Genomic DNA, 10,799 nt, shown 5'->3' with positions numbered 1-10,799 from the left:
CCCCCCCCCCCCCCCCCCCCCCCCCCCCCCCCCCCCCCCCCCCCCCCCCCCCCCCGTTTTTAATGATACGGCGACCACCGAGATCTACACACCGGAATTCGTCGGCAGCGTCAGTTGTGTATAAGAGACAGCCATCGTAGTAAACAAAGAAGGCCCAGGCAGTCACGGCGAGGCAGTGGCTGCGGATGATGTCCTCACGGTGGGGTGGCAGGACGGCGGGGTTTTTAGTCTGCGATACTAGAGCAGGCTGATATCTGCTAGATGTTGCCAGGTTTCCCCTGTGTAGCGGTAAGCCTGTAGCTGCTCGATCCTAAAGCCGGTAAGCTGGGCATCAAGCCCGGCAAAATCACGCAGAGACCTAGCCAGGGCAGCCTCTTCAAGACCGTGAGCCAGGGTCAAATGCGGTTCATAGGGAAAGGGCGATTCTGACTTCCCTAGAAGTTCGACGCAGCGACGGTGTAGGTATCTAAAGCAGTCCGCCCCGCGCGCCAAGGGCAGGTAGGTGACCGGGCTAGCCGGTTGAAAGGACTCAGGCTCCCCCAGTACCACCTCAACTGCTCCATGCCCAGCCAGGTCGGCCTTTAACTGCCCCAGCTTCCCCTCCTCCGCGGCGTCCTGAGCAATGAGAAGGGTAATATGGCAGCTCTCGGCAACCGCTCCCACCATACCGTACTCACGTCGCCACCTAACGATACGCTCGGCAAGGGGCGGGGGCACCCGAGCAATAATGCTCAGGTACCCACCACCGGGCAGCAGGGTTGGTGACACCGCCACTGTTTGCCACTCTGCCTATCGGGCGGGCAGGAAGCCCACCGCATCGTAAACGTTCTTGACCGTCACCGAAGCGATCTCGCGAGCCTTGCCAGCACCGATTGCCAGCAGGCGATCCAGCTCTGCGGGGTCATCCATGAGTTCCAGGACGCGCGCGCGGATAGGCGAGAGTTCTTCGACGACGATCTCTGCCAGGTCAACCTTGAGGTGACCGTACATCTTGCCCTCGTAGTCAGCGACGATGCTGTCAACATCGCGGCCGGTAACAGCGGAGTAGATGGAGAGCAGGTTGGAGACCCCGGGCTTATTCTCGCGGTCATAGGAAATTTCTGCGCCCGCGTCGGTGACCGCTGATTTAATTTTCTTAGCGGTCTTCTTGGGATCATCGAGCAACCAGATGATGCCCTTGTCGGTAGCTGCCGACTTGCTCATCTTGTTGCCCGGCTCCTGCAGATCGTAAATCTTGGCGGTCTCTTTGAGAATTTTGGGTTCAGGGACCACGAAGGTTTCGCCAAAGCGGGAGTTGAAGCGCTGGGCCAGGTTGCGGGTGAGCTCCAGGTGCTGACGCTGATCCTCACCCACCGGTACGACGTCCGCCTGGTAGAGCAGAATGTCAGCGGCCATGAGAACGGGGTAGGTGAAAAGACCTACCGAAGCGTTATCAGTACCCTGCTTGGCTGCCTTGTCCTTGAACTGGGTCATACGCGCTGCTTCGCCGTAACCGGTGATGCAGTTCAGCACCCAGGCAAGCTGGGCGTGCTCGGGCACGTGAGACTGCACGAAGAGCGGGGTCTTTTCGGGGTCAACCCCGGCAGCGATGTACTGGGCAGCGGTCTTGCGGGTGCGTTCTAAAAGTACCGCGGGGTCCTGAGGCACGGTAATGGAGTGCATATCAGGGATGAAGTAGAGGCAGTCGTGATCCTGCTGCAGGGTCACCCAGTTATTGACGGCCCCAATATAGTTGCCCAGGTGCATAGAATCAGCTGAGGGCTGGGCACCGGAGAAAGCGCGGGGGGCGCCGGTAGCTGCATTAGAAATGGAGGCTTTGGAGGTCTGTTCAGGCTGTAAAGTGCTCACGGGGTTTCCTTTGTGCTGAAAAGGCTGGGCTTTCAAGCTGCTAGTCGGTGGGGTGGTCCTTGGGGCTTATGCGCCTTCTTTGGCGAGCTCCATGCCGTTCTTGGCGGTGAAGTTAATGGTGTCCAGGGCGCGGTCAATCATGTCGCGGGAGTTAGCGTCATCAGCCTCAAGCTGCTCAGCAATGACCTTAGACTGAACCAGGCAAATCTGGAAAGAGTGTGCGAGTTTTTCGGTATGCACATCAGCTTCATACTCAGCCCGCTTCTCTGCGTGAGTCTCATAGGCCTTACGCTGCGCGGTCAACGTGCGGTTGACGCTCACCAGTAAATAGATAGCTAGGCCCAGCCAGGCAGTGATAACACCCGCCAGAATCCACCCCAGGACGGACTCCTCATGGGCTGCCTGCAAGATTGCCCATACCAAAAGGAGCACCAGGATTCCCATGCCGATGCCTGCTCCAATGAGCACTGTTTTGATGTTTTGCTGCTGCGCTGTGTTCTCTGAGCCGTTTGTTTGCATGCTCACCATTATGTCAAAGGAAATAGCGGCGTAGTGAACTGCCCCGGCTGTTTTCCAGCACCTAGACTGGAAGTATGACCGGTATTACACGTGAAACCAAGTATGTGCAGGTAGCGCGTTCGGTGAGAGAGCGCTACATCAAGCCCCAGCCGCCCCACTCCCCTTTGCCCGCAGAGCGCGAGTTGCAAGCTGAGTTTGGGGTGTCGCGAGATACCGTGCGGCGAGCCCTGCGAGTGCTAGCTGGCCGTGGGTTGGTCTATCACGTTCAGGGGTCGGGCACTTTTGTTGCTGCACAGCACGACACCGTGAGAGCGCCGTCCTTGCGTTCCTTTACCGAGGACATGAAGGCCCGCGGCCACAGGCCTCAGTCAGTGACGATCTCTTGCCACATGGTGGTTGCTCCGCCACTCGTTGCCAGAGATCTAGCTCTAGACGCCGGTGCAAAGGTCATTGAAATGAAGCGTCTGCGCAGCGCTGATGGGGCCCCGGTCGCACTGGAAACGGCTCACTTTTTGCCCGAGGCTTTTGCCCATCTACAGCCCGAGGTGACCGGATCCCTCGATGCACAGCTGCGCCGCAGCGGCTACAGTGTGGAATCAGCTCTCCAGCGCATCACGGCTACCAACCTCACTAAGCAGGAGGCCAGCTGGCTGGAGGTGCCCCAGGGGACCGCTGCCCTGCGCGTTGAAAAAGTTGGTTTTACAAGCCGCGGCCTGGCGGTAGAGAGCACTCAGACTCTTTACCGCGCAGACCGCTATGACTTTGAAGTGCAGGTCCAACGCTAAGCGGCGTCCGCCATACGCTCAGCAGTTTCCACCACGTTGACCAGCAGCATCGCGCGGGTCATGGGGCCGACGCCGCCGGGGTTGGGTGAGTACCAGCTGGCCTTAGCAACGGCCTCCGGTGAAACATCACCGGTCAGCTTCTTCTTACCGGTCTCAGGGTCCTCAATACGCGAGACACCGACGTCCAACAGAATCGCGCCGTCCTTAACCTGGTCGGCTTTCACCGCGTGGGGCACGCCCACAGCAGCAACGATCACATCTGCCTCGTGCAGGGCCGCGCTGACGTCCTCAGTGCCGGTATGCACCAGGGTGGCAGTCGCATTGACTTCCTTACGGGTCAGTAGCAGACCCAAGGGGCGGCCCACGGTAATACCGCGGCCCAGTACTGCTACCTTCTTACCCTTCCAGGAGATACCGTGGCGCTCCACCAGCTCAATGACACCGTTGGGGGTGCAAGGGAGAGGTGAGTTCAGCTCCTCGCCTACGTTCAGCACCAGACGCCCCAGGTTGGTGGGGTGCAGGCCGTCGGCGTCCTTCTCGGGTGAAATCTTCTCAAGAATGCGGTTGGTGTCGATGTGCTTGGGCAGAGGCAGCTGGACGATGTAGCCGGTACAGGCAGAGTCAGTGTTAAGCTTATCCAGCTCGGCTTCCAGCTCTTCCTGGGTCACGGTCTCGGGCAGTTCAACGCGAATGGAGGCAATACCTACTTCTTCGCAGTCGCGGTGCTTACCACCCACGTAGGAGTGGGAGGCAGGGTCATCGCCCACCAGAACGGTGGCTAGGCCGGGGGTTACACCGCGCTCTTTGAGGGCAGCGACGCGCTCAGCGAGCTCCTGCTTGATAGTGGCTGCGGTTGCCTTGCCGTCAAGAATCTGGGCAGTCATTCTTACCATTCCTCAATGCCGGAGTAGAGAGGGAACTTCTCGCACAGGGCGGTGACGCGCTCACGCTGAGCAGCAACGTCCACACCGGGCTTGAGGGTTTCAGCAATGATGTCAGCAACCTCGGTGAAGGCCTTAGCGTCAAAACCGCGAGTTGCCAGCGCAGGGGTACCAATACGCAGGCCGGAGGTCACCATGGGCGGGCGGGGGTCGTTAGGAATCGAGTTGCGGTTCACGGTAATACCAGCCTCGTGCAGCAGATCTTCAGCCTCTTTACCGTTGATTCCAGCGTTGCGCAGGTCAACCAGTACCAGGTGCACATCGGTACCACCGGTCAGGACGCTGATACCCGCCTCAGCGACATCCGGCTGAGATAGACGCTTGGCAAGAATCTTGGCACCTTCCAGAGTGCGCTGCTGGCGATCCTTGAACATCTCAGAACCAGCGATCTTGAAGGCGGTTGCCTTACCTGCAATCGCGTGCATGAGGGGGCCGCCCTGCTGACCGGGGAATACCGCCGAATCAATCTTTTTCTTGAGGTCTTCAATGCACATGATGAAGCCTGAGCGGGGGCCTGCCAGAGTCTTATGCACGGTTGAAGACACCACGTGAGCATGGGGTACCGGTGAGGGGTGTAGGCCGGCAGCGACCAGACCCGCGAAATGCGCCATATCGACCCAGAGGTAGGCACCCACCTCATCAGCAATAGCGCGGAAAGCAGCAAAATCTAGCTGGCGAGTGTAAGCACTCCAGCCGGCAATAATCACCTTCGGCTTTTCAGCCAGAGCCAGCTCACGAACCTCGTCCATGTTCACGCGGCCAGTCTCTTCATCCACGCCGTAGGCTACAACTTCATAGAGCTTGCCAGAAACATTCAATTTCATACCGTGGGTCAGGTGACCACCGTGAGCCAGGGACAGACCCATAATCTTATCCCCGGGGGTGAGCAGAGCGTGCATGACCGCGTTATTCGCCTGGGCGCCAGAATGCGGCTGGACGTTAGCGTGGTCAGCACCAAAAAGCGCCTTAGCGCGGTCAATAGCTAGCTGCTCCACCACGTCCACGTGCTCGCAACCGCCATAGTAGCGGCGCCCCGGGTAGCCTTCAGCGTACTTGTTGGTCAGAACAGAGCCCTGGGCCTCAAGAACAGCGCGCGGCGCAAAGTTCTCTGAAGCAATCATTTCTAGGGTGTTCTGTTGGCGGCCCTGCTCAGCAGCAATCGCTTCAGCAATTTCAGGGTCTACTTCTGCCAGGGGCAGATTGGTCACGTTTGGGGAAAGGTTGGTCATGCCACATCCTTTGGTGTAGTGAAACAGGCACCGCCCGGTCATAAGGGCAGGCTCTCACCCGTCAACAGGTGAGCCTCTAAGGCTTAAGTGTATTTGACCTGCGCCCCGTCTGCTCGATTGAGACATGGCTATCTGAGAAATTGCGGCAGATTGCCCGCTCAGAACTCGCAGAGAAGAGTGACCGGGTCTAGCCCTGACGCAAAATCGTGCGTGCAAACTCGAAATAGCGCTCAGCATCGAAGTCAGCCAGCGCAGTCGATTGCATCACAAAACCGGTAAAAACACTCAGCACAGCAGCAGCCAGCATGCCTAACCAGGTTTCCAGTTCAGAGCCGGTCAGATCCAGTTCAGCCTCAGCCCAACGCCGGTAGACCGCCGCCATACGATCTCTCAACTGCCCTAGTTGCTCGTCAACTACCGTAGCGATTTCAGGGACGGTCGCAGCCTCGCCCCAGGTAATAGCAAGAAAACGGGTGAGCTGCTGGTCGGCCTGCAGTTCTTTCAAGCAACGTTCCACAAAGTCCCAGGGCAATTCATCAGAGGCAACTGTAAACCTGTGGAGATCTACACGGGCTGCAGCGGACATCAGCTCAGTTTTGCCTGAAAAATGATTATAAATAGCTCCGGCAGACAGGCCAGTCGCAGCAATAATCTCGCTCATTGAGGCCTGCTGGTAGCCGCTCCGGGCAAAAAGAGACCGGGCCACCTCCACAATTTCGGAACGGCGATTTTGCATATATTCTTCACTGACTTTCGGCACGTTCCCTATTTTAGGACACCTTCATAGCCCAGGTGCGCCAGTGCCTCCGCGCACAGACATACCCTTTTGTTGCTAGACTTTGAAAGAATATTATGGCGCACCAGGGACCACGCGCCAATTATGCCCCTTTGCCTGACCTCTTAGGCATAGGTGCCCGCACTTTTATTCAGTATCGTCATTAGGGAAAGCAATACCGTGGATACCTCACAGTCGCGGCGCGCAGCGCGCGAGCAGCAACAGAAGAAAACCACCCGGAAGTGGGCAGCCACTGGTGCAGCAGCTATTATCCTGCTTTCCGGCGGAGTAGTAGCCGTAAATCATCTCAATGAAGGTGAGAACAGGGGAACCTCACCGTCTCAGCGAGCTCTGCCCCAGGAGTGCGCTACCACCCAGAACGTCACCGTTGAGACCACGCCCACCATGGCACAGGTTCTTGAAAAAATCCCGGTTGATCCAGAAAAATGTATCACCCTTGATGTAAGTATCGGTGAGAGTTCGGCAGAGATGCTGTCGCAGGCAGCAAGCGGCAGCTCATATGCCAACCTGTGGATACCTGATTCTTCGACCCGCGCCAAGCTGGCGATGACGGAAGCCACGACCGAGCTGACTTCCATCTCAGATTCACTGGCTCAAACAGTAGCAGTTGTGGTGACCGCAGCTGATACCCCCCGCTTCAACCATTGGACTGATGCCCTAGCTGACGGCGACGCCGCAAAAATGGGTGATCCTCAACTAGATTCGGGTGCTTTCGCGGCATTCATGTCGGGAATCGCTGAAGTATCAGCTGGTGAAAGTTCCCCTGAGAAATTAACTGAAGGCACCGGTCTGCGCGCCACGACTATTGGCGTAGATGGTGAGCCGCCTACATCCGAAGACCTACTAGCACAGGTAGAAAAGGACGAAAGCTCAGCAGCGGTAGTTACCGAGGCTGAATTTACCCGCTACCGCGCAGAGCACGGGGGCGACTCCCTCAAGGCAACTGCGCCGGGCAGTAGCTCAGCGATACTGGATTTTCCGCTCTACAGAACCTCGACCAGCACCAATAGCACCATCGACGACGCCGCCGCACAAATCAGCGACTTTATGGTAAGCGAAGAAGGCCGCCAGGCCCTTGCTGAGGCAGGCCTGCGACCCACAGGGCAGGAAGCCCTCAAGGATGGTGGGGCCCTAGGCAGTGTCACCCCGCTGACCCAAACTAATCCCGAAATTCTGGAGCAGACCTGGCTGAGTTACTCCCTGCAGTCAGCCCCTCTGAACGCTTTGGTTATTCTGGATGCCTCGGGGTCTATGCTGACCCCCGTAGAGGGCACCGATAAGACCCGTATGGATCTTATGGTGGACTCCGTTCTAGCAGGTTCACAGCTCTTCCCTGCTCGTGATTCTATGGGTCTGTGGAAGTTCTCCCGTAATCTCGAATCACCCGATGGCAGCATCGCCGATTACCAGAAACTGGTACCGGTGCGTGGCATGGAAGAGGTCACCGATGGGAAGACCCAACGTGAACTCCTTCAGAGGGCTGGAACCAGCATCTCAGGATCTATCGGGAGTACCGATCCCACAGCTCTGCATGACACGCTGCTGGCGGGCTTCCGGGAGGTAAAAGAACACTACGAACCCGGGGCAGCTAACGTGGTGATTATGCTGACCGATGGTGAGAACTACGATGAGGGTTCCATCTCTCAAGAGGAACTTATCTCCACTATCCAGGCTGAGCAGAACCCCGATGAGCCTGTTTTCATCCTTCTAATCGGCATCTCCCAGGACGCCAACATGGAGGCGCTCCAGACCATTGCGTCAGGCACCGGCGGTGAGGCCTACCCAACGCTCTCCCCCACTGACATTCAGGTGATTTTCGCTGAAGGTTTGACTCAGGTCGCTGCCGAAAAGGCGAAGGAAGCAACCCAGTAAACAAGCCGGCTAGCCTAGCTAGAAGTAAGGTACCCGCTTTGTCGGGAAAGTACCAACTGAGGTGGGTACTTTCCAGACAAAGCGGGTACTTTCGTTTGTAAGGTGCTGTTAGATGCACCCTGAGCCGGCTGGTCGGGGCTGGCGTGAATCGCGTGCGAGCTCTGCGAGCATGCGAGAGGGTCAGCCGGCTCAGGGTGCATCTAACAACCCGCCATCCAGTGGAAACTTCTTAGTGGAAGAAGTGGCGGGATGGAGGGCAAAATTCCGAGCGAGCGATGGAAATAAATTTTGCCCGGAATCGGTGCCCGCCATCCAGTGGAAACTTCTTAGTGGAAGAAGTGGCGGGATGGAGGGCAAAATTCCGAGCGAACGATGGAAATAAATTTTGCCCGGAATCGGTGCCCGCCATCCAGTGGAAACTTCTTAGTGGAAGAAGTGGCGGGATGGAGCGGGGTTTTCCGAGCGCGCGAGGAAATAAAAACCACGCGTAATCGGTGCCCGCCATCCAGTGGAAACTTCTTAGTGGAAGAAGTGGCGGGCACCGGTAAAGTACATGCTCACCCCAGCCTCTTGAGCTGCTGCGATGACTTCTTCGTCGCGGATTGAGCCACCGGGTTGGACGACGGCGCGTACCCCGGCGTCCAGGAGCACCTGTAGGCCGTCTGCGAAGGGGAAGAAGGCGTCTGAGGCTGCTACTGCCCCGCGGGCGCGTTCGTCGCCGTCGGCTAGGGTGTTGGCGCGTTCAACGGAGAGGCGGCAGGAGTCTACGCGGTTGACCTGGCCCATGCCGATTCCTACTGCGGCACCGTGGTTAGCCAGTAGGATGGCGTTGGACTTAGCTGAGCGTAGTGCCCGCCAGGCGAAGGTGAGGTCAGCGAGGGTTTCTGCGTCGACGGCTTCGCCGGCGACCAGTTGCCAGTTTTCGGGGGCGTCGCCGTCGGCATCCAGGCGGTCTGCCTGTTGGATGAGGGCACCACCGGAGATTTGGCGGTATTCCAGGGTATCCAGGGCGAAGTCAGCGGGTAGCTGCAGGATGCGCAGGTTCTTTTTGCTCTGCAGAATCTCTAGCGCTTCAGCGCTGTAGGATGGGGCGATGATGACCTCGGTGAAGATGCCCTTGACGGTTTCTGCCATGGCTTCGGTGACTTCGCGGTTGGCGGCAATGACGCCGCCGTAGGCAGAGAGGGGGTCGCAGGCGTGTGCCTTAGCGTGGGCGTCGGCAATTGGGTCAGCAGCATTGGCTGACCCCACGGCGATACCGCAGGGGTTGTTGTGCTTGATGATGGCAACAGCGGGCTCATCAAAGTCGTAGGCGGCGCGCAGGGCGGCATCGCCGTCCACGTAGTTGTTGTAGCTCATGGCCTTGCCACCCAGCAGAGTTGCCTGGGCAATGCCCGGTGAGGCAGCGGCGTTGGTGTAGAGGGCACCTGCCTGGTGGGGGTTTTCGCCGTAGCGCAGGGTGTCGGCTAGTTCAAAGGAGTTACCGGCGAAGGGCGCCCAGATTTGCTCGTCATCGGTTTCAAACTGGGCTGCGGTCCAGGTGGCAACGGCGGTGTCATAGGCTGCGGTGTGGGCGAAGGCAGCGGACGCCAGGGCGCGGCGCTGGGCCAGGTTGAAACCCCCGTTTTTGGCAGCTTCAACCACGGTGCTGTAGCGGGCCGGGTCCACCACGATAGCTACGGCGTCGTGATTCTTTGCAGCGGCACGCACCATCGAAGGCCCACCGATATCGATTTTCTCGATGATGGCGTCCTGATCTGCCCCTGACTTCACGGTATCTACAAAGGGGTAGAGGTTCACAACCACCAGGTCAAAGGCTTCAATGTCCATTTCTGCCAGGGTATCGATGTGCTCCTGCTTGCGGCGGTCTGCCAGAATTCCAGCGTGGACGCGGGGGTGCAGGGTCTTAACACGGCCCTCTAGGCATTCGGGAAAACCGGTCACATCTGAGACTTCGGTGACGGGCACGCCAGCTGCAGCGATAGTGGAGGCAGTGGAACCGGTGGAGACAATCGCGACACCGGCCTCGTGCAGACCCTTGGCAAGATCTTCAAGGCCGGTCTTGTCAAAAACAGAAATGAGAGCGCGTTTAAGGGGTACGCGGTCGAGCTGGATGAGGCTCACTAATGAACTCCGTTTCTTATGCTGCGTGGGGCAGCAGGTGGTTGAGATACGTGAGTCGTATTTGAGAGCCCCGACCCGCAGGCTCAGCCCCGTGAGGCTAAAACTGTGGGTTTGAGAGGGAGGTTTCTAGCTGACCAATGGTTTTCACCAGGAGCGCTCGCTCTTTAACTTTGATGCGTTCGTGCAGGGTTTCTTCGGTGTCATCGGGCAGGACGTCCACCGCGGCTTGCGCCAGGATGGGGCCGGTATCAACCCCGGAATCAACCAGGTGTACGGTGAGACCGGTAACTTTTACCCCGTGGGCTAGGGCGTCACGCACCCCGTGGGCGCCGGGGAAGGAGGGCAGAAGGGCAGGGTGGGTGTTGATAATACGGCCCGCAAAACGGTCAACCAGCTGGGTGTCTACGATGCGCATGAAACCAGCAAAAACGATGTAGTCAGGGCTGTAGGAAGCGATTGCTTCTTCCAGTGCCCTGTTCCAGGCCGGGCGGTCTTGGTAATCAGCCGGTTGCACCAGAAAGGTTTCAATACCGGCGGCTGCAGCTCGCTCGATACCTTGGCAGGGCTTATCTGCCCCCACTGCTACCACTTCGGTGGGCAGCTGGCCGGCCTTGACGGCGTCCACAATAGACTGCAGATTGGTGCCCGAACCGGAGACCATTACAACAACACGCATGGATTATAG

The 10,799-nt window shown here is 58.3% G+C and carries 10 protein-coding genes; 2 read left to right on the top strand and 8 right to left on the bottom strand.

Annotated elements, in window-relative coordinates:
- Positions 1–237: 237 nt before the first annotated feature.
- The 3 genes from L6990_RS11270 to L6990_RS11260 all read right to left on the bottom strand — a co-directional run bounded on the left by L6990_RS11270 (position 238) and on the right by L6990_RS11260 (position 2,367).
- Entirely contained in the window at positions 238–768 is a 531-nt protein-coding gene (locus L6990_RS11270) for a 2'-5' RNA ligase family protein (RefSeq protein ID WP_237204302.1), read from the bottom strand.
- 21 nt (positions 769–789) lie between these two features.
- A complete protein-coding gene (gene trpS / locus L6990_RS11265) occupies positions 790–1,809 on the bottom strand; it encodes a tryptophan--tRNA ligase (RefSeq protein WP_237204305.1) in 1,020 nt (339 codons plus the stop codon).
- 105 nt (positions 1,810–1,914) lie between these two features.
- The gene (locus L6990_RS11260; protein ID WP_237204301.1) at positions 1,915–2,367 is read right to left on the bottom strand and encodes a hypothetical protein; all 453 of its coding nucleotides are present in this window, start codon (positions 2,365–2,367) and stop codon (positions 1,915–1,917) included.
- Positions 2,368–2,441: 74 nt separating this feature from the next.
- On the opposite strand from L6990_RS11260, the gene L6990_RS11255 reads away from it, so the two are divergent.
- On the top strand, positions 2,442–3,152 hold the full coding sequence (locus L6990_RS11255; RefSeq protein ID WP_237204300.1) for a GntR family transcriptional regulator: 711 nt from the start codon (positions 2,442–2,444) through the stop codon (positions 3,150–3,152).
- On the opposite strand, the gene L6990_RS11250 is transcribed toward L6990_RS11255, so the two are convergent.
- From L6990_RS11250 to L6990_RS11240, 3 genes are all read right to left on the bottom strand, one after another.
- A complete protein-coding gene (locus L6990_RS11250; RefSeq protein ID WP_237204299.1) occupies positions 3,149–4,036 on the bottom strand; it encodes a bifunctional methylenetetrahydrofolate dehydrogenase/methenyltetrahydrofolate cyclohydrolase in 888 nt (295 codons plus the stop codon). The two genes, L6990_RS11255 and L6990_RS11250, sit on opposite strands and share 4 nt — an antisense overlap.
- Positions 4,037–4,038: 2 nt before the next feature.
- The gene (glyA, locus tag L6990_RS11245) at positions 4,039–5,322 is read right to left on the bottom strand and encodes a serine hydroxymethyltransferase (RefSeq protein WP_237204298.1); all 1,284 of its coding nucleotides are present in this window, start codon (positions 5,320–5,322) and stop codon (positions 4,039–4,041) included.
- 187 nt (positions 5,323–5,509) lie between these two features.
- Positions 5,510–6,082: a TetR/AcrR family transcriptional regulator gene (locus L6990_RS11240; protein ID WP_237204297.1), complete on the bottom strand. Its 573-nt coding sequence runs from the start codon at positions 6,080–6,082 to the stop codon at positions 5,510–5,512.
- Between the two features lie 195 nt (positions 6,083–6,277).
- Here L6990_RS11240 and L6990_RS11235 point away from each other — a divergent pair, with 195 nt between their 5' ends.
- Entirely contained in the window at positions 6,278–7,990 is a 1,713-nt protein-coding gene (locus tag L6990_RS11235; protein ID WP_237204296.1) for a substrate-binding domain-containing protein, read from the top strand.
- A gap of 519 nt (positions 7,991–8,509) precedes the next feature.
- Here the strand turns inward: L6990_RS11235 and purH are convergent.
- A complete protein-coding gene (gene purH, locus L6990_RS11230) occupies positions 8,510–10,114 on the bottom strand; it encodes a bifunctional phosphoribosylaminoimidazolecarboxamide formyltransferase/IMP cyclohydrolase (protein ID WP_237204295.1) in 1,605 nt (534 codons plus the stop codon).
- A gap of 97 nt (positions 10,115–10,211) precedes the next feature.
- The gene (gene purN / locus L6990_RS11225) at positions 10,212–10,790 is read right to left on the bottom strand and encodes a phosphoribosylglycinamide formyltransferase (RefSeq protein WP_237204294.1); all 579 of its coding nucleotides are present in this window, start codon (positions 10,788–10,790) and stop codon (positions 10,212–10,214) included.
- Positions 10,791–10,799: the final 9 nt, after the last annotated feature.

It is taken from the genome of Rothia endophytica (assembly GCF_928381505.1).
In the GTDB taxonomy this organism is placed as follows: Bacteria; Actinomycetota; Actinomycetes; order Actinomycetales; family Micrococcaceae; genus Rothia; species Rothia endophytica_A.
This window is presented reverse-complemented; position numbering and strand designations above follow the sequence as displayed.